The following is a 12,769-nucleotide window of genomic DNA, read 5'->3' on the forward strand; positions in this document are numbered from 1 at the left end:
CGTCCCGCCGCCTCGCGATCATGCGAGGTGGCGGCCCAGCGCGTCGAGGAGACCGCGCGTCCCCGCCTCACGACCCTGCCCGTCCGCCCAGAACTGGTCGAAGAAGACGCCATGCTCCGTGTGCGTGAAGCGCGTACCGGCATCGATCGGCTCGAACTCCAGGGAAGCCACGGACGTCGACATGTGCGCCCCGTCGAGCCACATGTCGTATGTCGTGACGATGCGGACGTGCTCGACGATGTCGGTGTACGTCGCCTCGTATCGCGAGACGGGCCCGCCGTGGAACTTGCCCTCGTCGATATCGCGTCCGCCGACCCGGAAGTCGAACACCCACTCCCGGGTGCGGATTCGGTCGGCGTCGCCCCACCAGCTCCGCTTGCTGTCCTCGTCGGCGAACGCGGCCCAGACGCGGTCGAGGGGCGCGGGGTAGTCGCGGGTCAGGGTGAATCCGGAGTGCGCGAGTCGGCGTTCGATCGTCATCGCCGCCTCCTATCGAGCCAGGGTGACGTGGATCACACCGCTCTCGGCGACCTCGCTCGTCACCTCGTGGGTGTGCTCGAAGCCGACCAGATCGTCCCACAGCCGATGCCCGCGTCCGAGGAAGATCGGGGTGACCATCAGGTGCAGGTCGTCGACCAGGCCCGCGCGCAGGAAGTCCCGCGCTGTTCGGTACCCTCCGCCGACCCGCACGTCGAGGCCGCCGGCGGCCTCCTTCGCCTCGGCGAGCACCTCTTCAATCGGGGCGTCGCGGAAGTGGAAGGTGGTTCCGCCGTTCATCGGAAGCGGCGCGCGGGGTGCACTGTGAGTGAGCACGTAGACCGCGGTGCCGAACGGGGGCGTGTCGCCCCACCAGCCCTTCCATTCCGGATCGTCGGGGAAGGAATGGAGTCCGAACATGCCGGCACCCATGATCTCGGAGCCGACGCCGTCGAAGAACGCCGCCGCATAGCGGTCGTCGATGCCGGTCGTGCCCGCGCCGCTGGCGTCGCCGAAGATGTTCCGGCGGAACGTGCGGGTGGCGGCGTACGCGGCGGTGAGGCGCGCCCAGTCCTCGCCCATCGGATTCTCGGGGGTCGCGTCCGACGGCGTGTAGCCGTCCAGCGAGGTGAACAGGTCCAGGCGGACACGGGTCATGTCAGTTCTCCTTCGGGGCCGGGCGAGCGAGGTGGATGCCGAGGCGGTCGGCCTGGTGCTCCGCGGGCGTGCGCTGCTCGCCGAGCCACAGGTGCAGCACGTCCAGGGCGCCCGGTCGCAGGCTCACGGTGCGCACCCGCCCGAGCTTCTCCGACGTCACGACCCCGGCGCCCTCGAGCACGCTCAGGTGCTGCATGAACGACGGCAATGCCATGTCGAACGGAGCCGCGAGATCGGAGACGACAGCGGGCGATTTCGCCAGCCGTTCCACGATGGCGCGACGCGTGGGGTCCGCGAGAGCGCGGAGCACGGCATCGATCCGATCGTGATACTTAGGCATGCACCTAAGTATCACGATGGATGAGTTGGGCGTCAACCATTCACCCGGCGGAGAAGAGCCGATCCAGATGGACGCGGATCGCCGTGCGAGCAGCATCCGCAGTGATCACGCCGAGATCAAGCAGGGGCGCGAGGCCGCTCAACGAGAGCAGCAGATCGGTCTCGACGACCGCGTCGCGCTCGCCCGCGATCGAGCCGTCTTCGATCGCGCTCCGGATGATCCGTTCGATCCCGTCACGTCCGGCCTGCAAGCCGGTTCGCGCCTGGTCGTGCAGCTGCGGGTCGTGCAGCGCCTCGAGAACGAAGGCGGCGTGCAGGCGACTCGTCGCGCGGGAGTCGGCCCGGAGAGGGAGTAACTCGATCAGGGCAATCTCCAGAGCCTCCCGGGTATGCGGCGCGCGCGGTAGAGAACTCGAGGCCCGAGCGACGCGATCGGCCGTCCCTTCGGCCGCGAGCTGCCGGGCGAAGGTGAGCATCTCGCGGCGCGATGAGAAATAGTGCTGGAGCTGCCCGAGCGAGACTCCGGCCTCCTGCGCCACCACCCGCATCGTCGCCCGCCCCCACCCCTGCTCGTCGACGACCTTCCAGAGAGCGTGCGCGATCTGCTGCCGCCGCTCTCCGTGGTCCACCTGTTTGGGCATCCGTCATCCTTTCCAATACAGATGACATAATACAGTTGACCTGCAAAAGACGGGGAGGACGCGATGACGTACCGCCAACAGCCCGCTGCCTTCTTCAACCCGTATGCGATGCCGATCGACACCGAGGTCGCCATCGCCCTGCTCGCGGACCTTCAGATCCGTCGTGCGATCGAGCGCGGCGAGTTCGACGACCTCCCCGGCAGCGGCCACCCGATCGATCTCTCCGACAGCCACGACTCGGATTGGTGGTTCAAGAGGCTCATGCGGAGAGAGGGCTTCGTCGTACTGCCGTCATCGATCCAGCTTCGCAAGGACGACGCGGCGCTCGACGCGCGACTCGACCTATGTTCGGGCGAGAACGAGGTTCGCCGCGAGGTCGAGGAATTCAACCGACGAGTCATCCGCGCCCGATACGACCTGTCCGATGGCCCGCCACTGGTGACCATGCCGCGTGACGTGGACGAGACTGTTCGAGCATGGGCTGATCGCCGAGCGCAGCGCGCGACGGACGCACGCGAGCGGCAGCGCCTGCAGGACGTCGTCAGCCCCTCACGTCGTCGCCGCCGCGGCCATCGGGAACGCCGTCAATAGGTGCCGCGACTACGCTGAGACGTATGGCAGACGATGTTCGCAACGTGCTCGAAGCCCTCTCCACCATCGACGAGCACTGGCAGCCGCATCGACTCACCAGCATCAACGACTACGACGTCAAGGTGGTCAAGCTGCAGGGTGAATTCGTCTGGCACACCCACCCCGACACCGACGAGCTGTTCATGGTCGTGAGCGGCCAGCTGACGATCCAGCTGCGTGATCGGGATGTCGTGCTGAACCCGAACGACGTGTTCGTCGTGCCGCGCGGAGTCGAGCACTGCCCGAAGGCGACGGACGAGGTGCACGCGATCCTGTTCGAGCCAAAGGGCACAGTGAACACCGGAGACGCCGGCGGCGACATGACCTCCGACCTGCACGAGTTCGACTGAGGTCATTACGGCTCAGCCGAGCGCCGTGCGCCGTGAGCCGTGAGCCGACGCCTCACGTCCTGGGGAGCGCGAAGGCGGCGATGAGGGCGTTCGAGAGGACGGCGCTCATCGTGCGGGTCACGGCCTCCGCGGCTGCGGCCGCACCCCAGTCGCCACGCTCGATCGTCTTGGCGCGGGTGTAGACGTCTCCGCTCCACGGGATCTCACCGTTGAACTGCGGCAGTGTTCCGCTCGCGGAGAGGAGGGCGATGCTCGCGGCAGTCCGGGTGTCGGGTGTCTCGCCGTCCGTGAGGACGGAGCGCACCCGCTCGATCAGCGCGGCGCGTCGGTCGCTTCCCAGGGCGAGCTTCGTGGTCGGGAAGATGCCGAGCGATCTGCCCTGTTCTCTCGTGAGGTCGCCGCGCTCCACGAGGCGATCGAGGACCGGCGCGCGGAGGTTCGGGCCGATCGCCGCGAGCACCGTCTGCACATCCCGCGGCTTCTGTTCGATGTACTCGAGCGCGGGCGCGAGCACCTCGTCGGGCGCAGCGTGGGATTCGAGCGCGTGGATGCGGTTCGTGAGCGCGCCCTCTTTGCGCACCTCGATCCGCTCCTGCAGCGCCAGGTCGCCCAGAGCGGCGCCGCCGAGCACATAGAAGAGGATGTTCTCCCCCGCGATCGAGCCCGAGTCGGGTTGGAAGAGCAGGAGCATCACGTCTTCGACGAACAGGGGGTCACCGAGGTGCGGGCTCGCGGAATCGTCCGTGGATCGGGCATCGCGCTGGTCCGTCATGGTCACTCTCTTTCGTCGTGTGCGGCATCGCGTGCGGCATCGTGTGCGGCATCGGCGCTCGGTGAGGAGCGCGACCCCGACGCCTGCTCCCGCGCGAGCACGGATGCTCGGCCGAGGACGTCGAGTTGCGCCTCGTTGTACAGCTCGGTGAAGGTCTCAAAGAATGCCTGCGCCGTGACGTGCGCCCCCTTCGACAGGTGCTCGCTCTGGTCAATGAGCCAGGGGTAGTCGGTGAGGTGCTGCGCGATCACCGGCGCGAACATCTCGGCGATGCGTTGACGGGTCTCTTCGTCCGCATCGACCGGGAGTGCTTCGAACTCCGCACTCCCGTCGTCGGATTCGGTCTCGACCATCGTGCGCAGATCCGCCATCGCCGCCGGATCGTAGAGCTGCTCGTACACGAGCATGAGCGACCGCTCGGGCGTCGACAGCCTTCCCGCGACGTCCTCGAAGCCCGCGGGCAGGTCGGTCGTGGACGTTCCGTCGACGATGGCGCGGATCTCTGCCCGGGCACGCTGCAACCGCTCGATGCTCGCGGCGAGATCGGCATCGATCGCCAGCAGCGCCGCTTTCGGGGTGTCACCGCCGGCGCCGACCGACTCGATCTGGGCCAACGGGACGCCGAGGTCGCGGAGCCGGCGGATCTGCAGCAGCCGGACGAGGTGTCGGGCGCGGTACTGCTTGTAGCCGTTCGACATCCGCTCCGGCTCCTCGAGCAGGCCGGAGCGGTGGTAGTGACGCACCGTGTTCACGGTCGTCCCCGCCAGCTCGGCGAGTTCACTCGTGCTCCAGGGCATCGCCCATCCCTTCTGTCGACGTTCATGGCCGGGCCTCGGCCGCGGCGTTCCACCCCATTCAAGACCCTGTTCTCACAACAGGGTCAATACCCCGCAGTCGGTCTTCCGAGGCGCTTGACCCTGTGCTGTGAACAGGGTCTGTACTGCTTCTCGCACCCCGCGGCCGCGAGCCCGCGCTGAAGAGCCCGCGCCTGAACAGAGAAAGAGAGACCGCCATGGTGGACAACCCCTACGAATGGCTGCAGAACGCCATCGACCAGCTTCCGGAGTTCCTGCAGCCGCTTCTCGTCATGCTGGCGGGCGCGATCCCCTACATCGAGGGTGAGGGCGCCGCCGGCCTCGGCATCCTCGCGGGCATCGACCCGATCGTCGCCGCCGTCGCGGGAGCGGCGGGGAACATCCTGTGCGTGATCGGAGTGGTCTTCCTCGGCTCGCGCGTACGAGAGGGCGTCGTGGCGCGGAAAGCCGCTCGGACCGAAGCGCATCGTCTCGAGCCCTCGCTCGTCGGCGGCGCAGGCTCGGGGACGGATGCCGGCGGAACTTCGCCGGGAGACGGGGATCCGGAGAAGCCCTCACGGAAGACCAAAGGACGGGCCAGGCTTCGACGCTGGCTGGTGCGCTTCGGCGTTCCCGGCGCGAGCATCCTGGCTCCGCTTGCCCTTCCCACGATGCTGACGGCCGCGTTCTTCGTGGGATCCGGCGTCAGCAGACGCTGGGTGATTCTGTGGCAGGTCGTCGCGATCGTCTTGTGGACGAGTCTGATCGCCGTCGCGGCGACGGGCGCACTCGCCCTCCTCGGATGGTGACAGCGTATGGAGCGGCCGCTACACGGCCGCAGTGACACCTTCAGCCGAGTTCGTACTCCGGGGTTTCGGGTGGGTCCAGGGGCGGCCCCGACGGAGACTCGACGCCGCGGGTGAGCGCCTGCAGGTGACGGACCAGTTCGGGATCCTTCAACTCCGGTGCGCTGCTGCTGATCGCCTTCGCCACGATCTGGCTGGCCGGACCGATCAGGAACTTCGCCGACACGACGGTGCCGTCCTGCTCCCGCACCGGTATCTCGATGATCTCCGCGCGCTCGTCCTCCCCCAGCGCACGTCCGTACGCCAGCAGGGCATCCGCGATGTCGTCGCCGGTCAGGAACACCTCGCCGCCATACAGGATCGCTCGCATACTGCCGTTCTACGCCACGTGGGCCGTATCCCCGCGCCCCTTGCCCGCTCATCCGACGGGTGCTAGCGGCAGTCAGCTGTCGACGGCACCGAGCTCTTCGCGAAGAAGAGCAGCGCCCGCGGTGAGCGCGCGCAGTTTGCCGCGGGCGACGTCACGCGGCAACGGCGCCAAACCGCAGTTCGTGCTCGGCACGAGCTTGTCGGCATCGACGAAGCGGAGAGCATTGCGGAGAGTGTCCGCGACCTCTTCCGGGGTCTCGATCGTCTGGCTGGCGACGTCGATGGCTCCGAGCATGACCTTCTTGCCCCGGATGAGCTCGACGAGGTCGAGGGGAACGTGGGAGTGGTGGCTCTCCAGCGAGATGGTGTCGATGCTCGAGCGCTGCAGCAGCGGGAACGACGTCTCGTACTGCCGCCACTCCGCCCCGAGCGTCGCCTTCCAGTCGGTGTTCGCCTTGATCCCGTAGCCGTAGCAGATGTGCACCACGGTTTCCGCGCGCAGTCCCTCGGCCGCCCTCTCGAGTGCCGCGACTCCCCAGTCCCGCACGTCGTCGAAGAACACGTTGAAAGCCGGCTCGTCGAACTGGATGATGTCGACGCCCGCCGCCTCGAGTTCCCTCGCCTCCTGGTTGAGGATCGTCGCGAACTCCCAGGCCAGCTTCTCGCGGCTCTTGTAGTGGCGGTCGTAGAGCGTGTCGATCATCGTCATCGGACCGGGCAGTGCCCACTTGATCGGCTGATCGGTCTGCTGGCGGAGGAACTTCGCGTCCTCCACGAACACGGGCTTCTCCCGGCCCACGGCACCGACGACCGTCGGCACGCTGGCGTCGTAGCGGTCGCGGATCCGGGCTGTCTCCCGCTGGTCGAAGTCGACGCCGGACAGATGCTCGATGAAGGTCGTGACGAAGTGCTGACGGGTCTGCTCCCCGTCGCTGATGATGTCGAGGCCCGCGAGTCGCTGCTCCTGGACGGCGATGCGCAGCGCATCCTGCCTGCCCTCGGCCAGTGCCTCGCCCTCCAGTTTCCAGGGAGACCAGAGGGTCTCCGGCTGCGCGAGCCAGGAGGGCTTGGGCAGGCTGCCGACGATCGAGGCGGGCAGGAGCGTGTTCACGATCGGCGATTCTCCGTTGCTCATGCGACGGAGACCAGGGAGTCGGCGGAGTAGCCGGCGGCCCACTGCTCGAGGAGGTCGCCATGCGGCTTCACGAGGTGCTCTTCCGCGTACTTCCCCTGCTCGGCCGCGAGCCGACTGCGCTCGTCGCGATCGTAGGCGATCTTCGTCACCGAGTAGTCCTGCTGCTCGAGCGTCGGCCGATAGACCTTCGCGGCGGCCGAGTTGGCGTTGTAGATCTCCGGTCGGTAGATCTTCTGGAACGTCTCCATCGTGCTGATCGTGCCGATGAGCTGCAGGTTCGTGTAGTCGCCGAGCAGGTCGCCGCGGAAGTAGAACGCCAGCGGCGCGACGCTGCCGCGCGGCATGAAGTACCGGACCGAGAGGCCCATCTTCCCGAAGTACTCGTCGGTCAGCGAAGGGTCTTTCTGCTCGTACTCGACACCGAGGATCGGGTGGTGGTTCTCGGTGCGACGGTAGGTCTTGCTGGTCGAGACGCTGATGCAGATCACGGGCGACACCGTGAAGCGCTCCCGGTAGGCCTCCGAGTCGAGGAAGTGCTGGAAGAGCTTGCCGTGCAGGTCGCCGAAGTCGGAGGGAACGGTGAACCCTCCTGCTGCTGCGGTCGCCGCCGGGAGCCGCACGCTGAAGTCGAAATCGCGCACGTAGGACGAGAAGTTGTTCCCCACGATCCCGTGGCTGCGCTTTCCGGTCAGCCGGTCGACGATCTGGATGTCGAGGACCTCGAGCAGTGGGAACTCCTGATCCTCTCCCGCTGCGGCGAACTGGACCGCGACGGAGACGATCTCGAGTTCGAGGGTGTAGCGGTCCCCCTCCGGGTTGTCCCAGCCCGCGAGATCGTTGAACCGACGGTCGATCATCGTCAGAGCGTTGCGGAGGTTCTGCTGACGGTGTTCACCGCGCGCCAGGTTGGCGAAGTTCGTGGTGATGCGGGAGTTGTCCGACGGCGAATAGTCCTCGTCGAAGCGGGTCGTCGTGATGCGGAACGTGAAGTCGTGAGCCATGAGGGGGTGCCAATCGGTGCGCTGATCGGCCGGGCTCGGCCTCGCGAAAGGGGATGCCTCCATGGTGCGACCTGAGCACCCCTATCGGGAAATACTCGGCGGCTATGCCATGGCATAGTCTGAGGCTATGGTCAAGCGTTCGAGCGGCATCACACTGCAGCAGCTCACCTACTACATCGAGGTCGCCGCGGAAGGATCGATCAGTGCCGCCGCGGACCTGCTCTACGTCTCGCAGCCCACGATGTCGGCGGCGATGAAAGACCTCGAGAGCCGAGTGGGCCGCATGCTCCTCCTCCGCTCCGCCCGCGGCGTGACCCTCACCACGGATGGCGTGGAGTTCCTGGGGTACGCCAGGCAGGTCGTCGAGCAGGTCGCGCTCCTCGAACAGCGCTACCTCGACCGGCCTCCGTCACGACGCCTGCTCGGGGTCTCGACGCAGCACTACTCGTTCGCGGTCGACGCGCTGGTCCGGATGGTGAAGGCGACCTCGGCGGCCGAGTACGAGTTCTCGCTTCGGGAGACCCGCACGTGGGACATCATCGAAGACGTCCGCACCCTCCGCAGCGAGTTGGGGATCCTCTACCGCAACGACTTCAACCGCAACGTCATCGACAAGCTGCTCCGCGACTCCGGACTCACGTTCCATCCGCTCTTCGTCGCCGAACCGCACATCTTCATCTCCCGCAAGAACCCCCTCGCCTCGCGGGATCGCGTGACCCTCGACGACCTCGCCGAGGTGCCGCGCCTGACCTTCGATCAGGGCGCGAACAACTCCTTCTACTTCGCCGAGGAGATCCTCTCGACGCTCTCGAGCCCGCAGGACATCCGCGTCTCCGACCGCGCGACCATCTTCAACCTCATGATCGGACTCGACGGGTACACCATCTCGACGGGAATCATCAGCGACGACCTCGACCCCGAGATCGTCGCCATCCCGCTCGACGTCGACGAGCGCATCGAGATCGGCTGGATCGGCCACTCCGCGATCCCGCTCACCGAGCAGGCGCAGCGCTACCTCGCCGAACTGCGCACCGTCGTCTCGAGCTTCGGTGTGACACTGCTCGGGTGAGCTTGTCGGGATGAGCGGCGTGCCGCGGCGGATTGTTACGCGCTCTCGAGCTCGTCCAGGAACGATCGGGCGCCTTCCGCGGCGTCGACACGGAGTTGATATTCAGTGGCAGAGTCCCCCGTTCTGATCATCGTCTCGGCAAAGACCCCTGACCACGATCCCTCTGGGTCGAGGTAGCGGTTCACCACACGCCGGATCTCGACAGGATCCGACGAATCCATAGTGGCGACAAGCTGGCGAGCAACGGCCCGCGCGGCCTCGCGCGGGCCTCCCTCGTTGTAGAGGATCACGAAAAGATCATCGAAGGAGAAAACGATTATGACGTGAGGGCTGCATCGCGGGATACCGTGCGCGGATCCTCCGCAGCGTCTCAACTACTCCGACAGGGAGTGGCCGAGCACGGAGAAGGTCGCCAGCTGGGCCGCCGTGGCGCTCGCCCCTCGCCTGCTCACCAGCAGACCGACGACCGACTCGGTGACGAGCATCAGCGCTGCGCGCGAGGTGTACAGCAGCTCATCGCGGAACGAGTCGTTGATCGGAGCGACGACGAGGGCCACGTCAGCCATCTCCGCGACCGGCGAGCGCGGGAACGACGTGATCGCGAGCACACGGGCACCGCTCGCCCGGGCGGCCGTCACCACGTCGATCGATGCGCGGTTCACCCCCGACCCGGACACGACCAGGCAGGCGGAGCCGGCGCCGAGCTGCGAGGCGGTGATCTGCTGACCGAGGGTGTCCGCCACGTACTCTGCAGGGCGCCCGGCGGAGGTCAGGCGCATCGAGAGATCGGCTCCGACCGGTGCGGAGAGGCCGTTGGCCGCGACGAGCAGCCGCGTCGCCCCGTCGAGCTCGGCGACGAAGGCCGCCAGGGTCTCCTCGGTGACGGCGGACACCGTGTGGGCCAGGCGGGATGCGAAGCGGTCGACGGCACCGCGCAGCGCCCCGAGCATCGTGGCATCGGCGGTGGTGTCCTGCGGGGGTGCGGAACTCGCCCGCTCCCGAGCGAGCGCCACGCGCAGCTGCGGGTAGCCGTCGTAGCCGAGGGTCTGGGCGGTGCGGACCACGGTCGTGCGGCCCACCTCGACGGCATCCGCGATCTCCTGCGCCGTGCGCTCGATCGAGAGATCGACATCCGCGGCGATCGCCTCGGCCACCCGACGCTCGCTCGGCTGCATCGACGGCGCCAGCATCGCGATGCGGGCCGTCGGCGGTGTCTCAGCGGGTCCCTGCCACATCGGCGCGCTCCTTCTTCGGTTCCACGATCGCCTTGACCCGCGGGCCGCGCATGATCCGGCGGCGGATCGCACCGGAGACCGTATCCATCAGCATCGTCGCGAGAACCACCACGATCAGCAGCATCCCGACCGTATCCCACTCGCGGAAGTTCGTGTAGTTGGCGAGCATGCTGCCGATCCCACCCGCGCCGACGAGCCCGAGCACCGCCGAGGTGCGGATGTTGATCTCGAAGCGGTAGAGCGCGAACGACAGCAGGGTCGGAGCCGCTGCAGGCCAGAGCGCCCACCTCGTGACCTGCGCCGTGTTGCCCCCTGCGGCCCGGACCGCCTCGGATGCGCCCTCCTGAACCGACTCGACCGTCTCGTAGACCCACTTGGCCTGGGTGCCGATTCCGGCGATCGCCAGCGCCAGCGCGCCGGTGAACGGGGTGAGGCCGGTGACGGTGAGCAGCAGCAGCGCGATGATGACTTCGGGCAGAGCCCGGATCACGGCGAACACCCCGCGCAGCGGGAGCCGCACCCAGACGGGTCCGACGTTGTTCGCGGCGAGCATGCCGAGCGGGATCGACACGATCACGCAGCCGATCGCGCCGATCCATGCCATCGAGATCGACCGCCACGTCTCGAACAGCGCCTGGGGCAGCTTGTCCCAGTTGGGGTCGGCGAACATGAGCGTCAGATAGTGCGCGATCTGCGCGGGCAGCGCGCCGAGGTCGTTCCACGGGATCGGGAGCCCTGCCGCCGCGGCCAGGACCACGACGCCGACGATGACGGCGACGACTGTCGGGACGAGCCGGGACGGATGCCGGGGCAGGTCGAGTCCGATGCCTCGCGCGGTGGTCGAGAGCGTCATACCAGTCGCCTCCGCAGGAAGTTCGAGAACACTTCGATGAGCACGACGACGACGAGGATCTCGAGCACGATCACCGCGACGTCGTCGTAGGCGTAGAACGCCCGCCGTTCGTCGAGGAGTCGGCCGATGCCGCCGGCGCCGACGATGCCGAGGATCGCGGAGATGCGCACGTTGAGCTCGAGGGTGTACAGCCACTGGTTCGCGAACAGTGGCCAGGTCTGCGGCAGGACGACGCTGCGGTTGATCTGCGTCTGGCTGCCGCCGGTGGCACGTCCGGCCTCGATGACCGGCAGATCGGTGGAGTCGATCGCCTCCGACACCAGCTTGACGATGATGCCGATGTCGAAGAGGAGCAGGGTGAGGAGACCGGGCAGTGCACCGACGCCGACCATCGCGACCAGCACGGTCGCGTACACGAGGTCGGGGACGGATCGGATGACGTTGATGACGGTCCGCACCGCGATGCTGGTCGGGCTGTTCGGGTTGGTCGGGGCGGCGGCCCACAGCGTCAGCGGCACGGAGATCACCGCAGCCACCGCCGCGCCGACCACCGCCATCTGGAGCGTCTCGAGCATGGGCCCGAACGTGCGCGGCAGGAACGAGAAGTCCGGCTGCAGGAACTGCACGAGCAGCGCGGATCCGTTGTCCCAGTTGCGGATGAGCGCGCCGAAGTCCAGCTCGATGCCGCCGATCGCCGGGATGCAGGTGGCGACCGTGAACGCGGCGAACGCCAGCACGACGAGACCGGTGCGCAGCCTCGACGAGGGCTTGGGCGGAACGACGAGGGGTCGGGTTTCGGTGGTCATGCGCCGAGCACATCCCTCGGCTGGATCGGACGCCCGTAGATCTGCTCGAAGTCGTGGTCTGCGGCATCCGCTGCCGGCCCGTCGTACACGACCTCTCCGGCCCGCAGACCGATCATGCGCGTCGTGTACTGCCGCGCCAGGTCCATGAGGTGGATGTTCACGAGCACGGTGAGGTGCTCGTCGAGGTTGACGCGGCGCAGGTCGTGCATGACGGCGTGCGCAGTGGGCGGGTCGAGGCTGGCGACCGGCTCGTCGGCGAGCATGACGCGGGGCTGCTGCGTCAGAGCACGGGCGATCGCGACGCGCTGCTTCTGGCCTCCCGAGAGCTGCCCTGCACGACTCCAGACCTTCTCGAGCATGCCGACCGAGTCGAGGGCGCGAAGGGCGAGCTCGCGATCCTGCGCCGTGCTCAGGCCGAGCACCGTGCGCCAGGTCGCGGTATGGGCGAACCGACCGACCAGCACGTTGCGGTACACGCTGGCCCGGTCGGCGAGGTTGAACCCCTGGAAGATCATGCCGATGTGCCCTCGGGTCTCGCGGAGCCGACGTCCGCGCAGGCCGGTGACCGCGTGCGGACCGACGGTGACAGTACCGCTCGTCACGGGCACGAGACCGTTGATCGTACGGATCAGCGTGGACTTGCCCGAACCGGAGAGGCCGACGACGGAGACCATCTCTCCGGCGGCGATGTCGAGGGACACACCGCGGAGGGCGCGGGTGCCGTTGGGATAGGTGACCGAGACGTCGTCGAGACGGATCGACCACGACGCGGAGGCCGGGAGCAGGGCCCCGGCCTCCGCGCGATGCAGATCGGTGTGCATGTTCTCAGTTCTGC

At 67.6% G+C, this 12,769-nt stretch carries 18 protein-coding genes; 4 read left to right on the top strand and 14 right to left on the bottom strand.

Features of this window, described 5'->3' with window-relative positions; translation table 11 throughout:
- Positions 1 to 18 precede the first annotated feature (18 nt).
- From ACWGO6_RS11485 to ACWGO6_RS11500, 4 genes are read right to left on the bottom strand one after another with little or no spacing between them, the layout of a single operon-like run.
- Entirely contained in the window at positions 19 to 480 is a 462-nt protein-coding gene (locus ACWGO6_RS11485; RefSeq protein WP_452326767.1) for an SRPBCC domain-containing protein, read from the bottom strand.
- A gap of 9 nt (positions 481 to 489) precedes the next feature.
- Positions 490 to 1,134: a dihydrofolate reductase family protein gene (locus ACWGO6_RS11490; RefSeq protein ID WP_452326768.1), complete on the bottom strand. Its 645-nt coding sequence runs from the start codon at positions 1,132 to 1,134 to the stop codon at positions 490 to 492.
- A 1-nt stretch (position 1,135) separates the two neighbouring features.
- Positions 1,136 to 1,474, bottom strand: a complete 339-nt coding sequence (locus ACWGO6_RS11495) for an ArsR/SmtB family transcription factor (protein WP_452326769.1) — start codon at positions 1,472 to 1,474, stop codon at positions 1,136 to 1,138.
- Between the two features lie 40 nt (positions 1,475 to 1,514).
- The gene (locus ACWGO6_RS11500) at positions 1,515 to 2,114 is read right to left on the bottom strand and encodes a TetR/AcrR family transcriptional regulator (RefSeq protein ID WP_452326770.1); all 600 of its coding nucleotides are present in this window, start codon (positions 2,112 to 2,114) and stop codon (positions 1,515 to 1,517) included.
- 63 nt (positions 2,115 to 2,177) lie between these two features.
- On the opposite strand from ACWGO6_RS11500, the gene ACWGO6_RS11505 reads away from it, so the two are divergent.
- Positions 2,178 to 2,705 (top strand): DnaJ family domain-containing protein, encoded by a 528-nt coding sequence (locus ACWGO6_RS11505; RefSeq protein WP_452326771.1) that lies wholly within the window; start codon positions 2,178 to 2,180, stop codon positions 2,703 to 2,705.
- Positions 2,706 to 2,728: 23 nt separating this feature from the next.
- Positions 2,729 to 3,094 (top strand): cupin domain-containing protein, encoded by a 366-nt coding sequence (locus tag ACWGO6_RS11510; RefSeq protein ID WP_029262391.1) that lies wholly within the window; start codon positions 2,729 to 2,731, stop codon positions 3,092 to 3,094.
- A gap of 52 nt (positions 3,095 to 3,146) precedes the next feature.
- On the opposite strand, the gene ACWGO6_RS11515 is transcribed toward ACWGO6_RS11510, so the two are convergent.
- Positions 3,147 to 3,866 carry a GOLPH3/VPS74 family protein gene (locus ACWGO6_RS11515; RefSeq protein WP_452326772.1) on the bottom strand — a complete coding sequence of 240 codons (720 nt, stop codon included), beginning with the start codon at positions 3,864 to 3,866 and terminating at the stop codon, positions 3,147 to 3,149.
- 2 nt (positions 3,867 to 3,868) lie between these two features.
- The gene (locus tag ACWGO6_RS11520; protein ID WP_452326773.1) at positions 3,869 to 4,663 is read right to left on the bottom strand and encodes a helix-turn-helix domain-containing protein; all 795 of its coding nucleotides are present in this window, start codon (positions 4,661 to 4,663) and stop codon (positions 3,869 to 3,871) included.
- A 215-nt stretch (positions 4,664 to 4,878) separates the two neighbouring features.
- On the opposite strand from ACWGO6_RS11520, the gene ACWGO6_RS11525 reads away from it, so the two are divergent.
- Positions 4,879 to 5,469 (top strand): small multidrug efflux protein, encoded by a 591-nt coding sequence (locus ACWGO6_RS11525; RefSeq protein ID WP_376101097.1) that lies wholly within the window; start codon positions 4,879 to 4,881, stop codon positions 5,467 to 5,469.
- A 40-nt stretch (positions 5,470 to 5,509) separates the two neighbouring features.
- On the opposite strand, the gene ACWGO6_RS11530 is transcribed toward ACWGO6_RS11525, so the two are convergent.
- From ACWGO6_RS11530 to ACWGO6_RS11540, 3 genes are all read right to left on the bottom strand, one after another.
- On the bottom strand, positions 5,510 to 5,836 hold the full coding sequence (locus tag ACWGO6_RS11530) for a hypothetical protein (RefSeq protein WP_452326774.1): 327 nt from the start codon (positions 5,834 to 5,836) through the stop codon (positions 5,510 to 5,512).
- Between the two features lie 72 nt (positions 5,837 to 5,908).
- The gene (locus ACWGO6_RS11535; RefSeq protein ID WP_452326797.1) at positions 5,909 to 6,946 is read right to left on the bottom strand and encodes a methionine synthase; all 1,038 of its coding nucleotides are present in this window, start codon (positions 6,944 to 6,946) and stop codon (positions 5,909 to 5,911) included.
- A 20-nt stretch (positions 6,947 to 6,966) separates the two neighbouring features.
- Entirely contained in the window at positions 6,967 to 7,971 is a 1,005-nt protein-coding gene (locus ACWGO6_RS11540; protein ID WP_452326775.1) for a DUF1852 domain-containing protein, read from the bottom strand.
- A 127-nt stretch (positions 7,972 to 8,098) separates the two neighbouring features.
- On the opposite strand from ACWGO6_RS11540, the gene ACWGO6_RS11545 reads away from it, so the two are divergent.
- Complete coding sequence (locus ACWGO6_RS11545) at positions 8,099 to 9,040, top strand: LysR family transcriptional regulator (RefSeq protein WP_452326776.1); 942 nt, start codon at positions 8,099 to 8,101, stop codon at positions 9,038 to 9,040.
- Positions 9,041 to 9,075: 35 nt separating this feature from the next.
- On the opposite strand, the gene ACWGO6_RS11550 is transcribed toward ACWGO6_RS11545, so the two are convergent.
- From ACWGO6_RS11550 to phnC, 5 genes are all read right to left on the bottom strand, one after another.
- A complete protein-coding gene (locus ACWGO6_RS11550) occupies positions 9,076 to 9,330 on the bottom strand; it encodes a hypothetical protein (RefSeq protein ID WP_136041634.1) in 255 nt (84 codons plus the stop codon).
- An 84-nt stretch (positions 9,331 to 9,414) separates the two neighbouring features.
- The gene (locus tag ACWGO6_RS11555) at positions 9,415 to 10,275 is read right to left on the bottom strand and encodes a MurR/RpiR family transcriptional regulator (RefSeq protein ID WP_452326777.1); all 861 of its coding nucleotides are present in this window, start codon (positions 10,273 to 10,275) and stop codon (positions 9,415 to 9,417) included.
- The gene (gene phnE, locus ACWGO6_RS11560; RefSeq protein ID WP_136041632.1) at positions 10,256 to 11,128 is read right to left on the bottom strand and encodes a phosphonate ABC transporter, permease protein PhnE; all 873 of its coding nucleotides are present in this window, start codon (positions 11,126 to 11,128) and stop codon (positions 10,256 to 10,258) included. Before phnE (ACWGO6_RS11560) ends, ACWGO6_RS11555 begins: the two co-directional genes overlap by 20 nt.
- Positions 11,125 to 11,934: a phosphonate ABC transporter, permease protein PhnE gene (gene phnE, locus ACWGO6_RS11565; RefSeq protein WP_452326778.1), complete on the bottom strand. Its 810-nt coding sequence runs from the start codon at positions 11,932 to 11,934 to the stop codon at positions 11,125 to 11,127. The genes phnE (ACWGO6_RS11560) and phnE (ACWGO6_RS11565) overlap by 4 nt, the downstream gene beginning before the upstream one ends.
- Positions 11,931 to 12,755 (bottom strand): phosphonate ABC transporter ATP-binding protein, encoded by an 825-nt coding sequence (phnC, locus tag ACWGO6_RS11570; protein WP_452326779.1) that lies wholly within the window; start codon positions 12,753 to 12,755, stop codon positions 11,931 to 11,933. The genes phnE (ACWGO6_RS11565) and phnC overlap by 4 nt, the downstream gene beginning before the upstream one ends.
- Positions 12,756 to 12,769: the final 14 nt, after the last annotated feature.

The sequence above is a fragment of the Microbacterium sp. NPDC055665 genome (genome assembly GCF_053618035.1).

Excerpts from the sequence above, each read along its gene's own strand:
- ACWGO6_RS11485 (WP_452326767.1), bottom strand. The coding sequence starts at position 480 with ATGACGATCGAACGCCGACTCGCGCACTCCGGATTCACCCTGACCCGC.
- ACWGO6_RS11490 (WP_452326768.1), bottom strand. The coding sequence starts at position 1,134 with ATGACCCGTGTCCGCCTGGACCTGTTCACCTCGCTGGACGGCTACACG.
- ACWGO6_RS11495 (WP_452326769.1), bottom strand. The coding sequence starts at position 1,474 with ATGCCTAAGTATCACGATCGGATCGATGCCGTGCTCCGCGCTCTCGCG.
- ACWGO6_RS11500 (WP_452326770.1), bottom strand. The coding sequence starts at position 2,114 with ATGCCCAAACAGGTGGACCACGGAGAGCGGCGGCAGCAGATCGCGCAC.
- ACWGO6_RS11505 (WP_452326771.1), top strand. The coding sequence starts at position 2,178 with ATGACGTACCGCCAACAGCCCGCTGCCTTCTTCAACCCGTATGCGATG.
- ACWGO6_RS11510 (WP_029262391.1), top strand. The coding sequence starts at position 2,729 with ATGGCAGACGATGTTCGCAACGTGCTCGAAGCCCTCTCCACCATCGAC.
- ACWGO6_RS11515 (WP_452326772.1), bottom strand. The coding sequence starts at position 3,866 with ATGACGGACCAGCGCGATGCCCGATCCACGGACGATTCCGCGAGCCCG.
- ACWGO6_RS11520 (WP_452326773.1), bottom strand. The coding sequence starts at position 4,663 with ATGCCCTGGAGCACGAGTGAACTCGCCGAGCTGGCGGGGACGACCGTG.
- ACWGO6_RS11525 (WP_376101097.1), top strand. The coding sequence starts at position 4,879 with ATGGTGGACAACCCCTACGAATGGCTGCAGAACGCCATCGACCAGCTT.
- ACWGO6_RS11530 (WP_452326774.1), bottom strand. The coding sequence starts at position 5,836 with ATGCGAGCGATCCTGTATGGCGGCGAGGTGTTCCTGACCGGCGACGAC.
- ACWGO6_RS11540 (WP_452326775.1), bottom strand. The coding sequence starts at position 7,971 with ATGGCTCACGACTTCACGTTCCGCATCACGACGACCCGCTTCGACGAG.
- ACWGO6_RS11545 (WP_452326776.1), top strand. The coding sequence starts at position 8,099 with ATGGTCAAGCGTTCGAGCGGCATCACACTGCAGCAGCTCACCTACTAC.
- ACWGO6_RS11555 (WP_452326777.1), bottom strand. The coding sequence starts at position 10,275 with ATGTGGCAGGGACCCGCTGAGACACCGCCGACGGCCCGCATCGCGATG.
- phnE (WP_136041632.1), bottom strand. The coding sequence starts at position 11,128 with ATGACGCTCTCGACCACCGCGCGAGGCATCGGACTCGACCTGCCCCGG.
- phnE (WP_452326778.1), bottom strand. The coding sequence starts at position 11,934 with ATGACCACCGAAACCCGACCCCTCGTCGTTCCGCCCAAGCCCTCGTCG.
- phnC (WP_452326779.1), bottom strand. The coding sequence starts at position 12,755 with ATGCACACCGATCTGCATCGCGCGGAGGCCGGGGCCCTGCTCCCGGCC.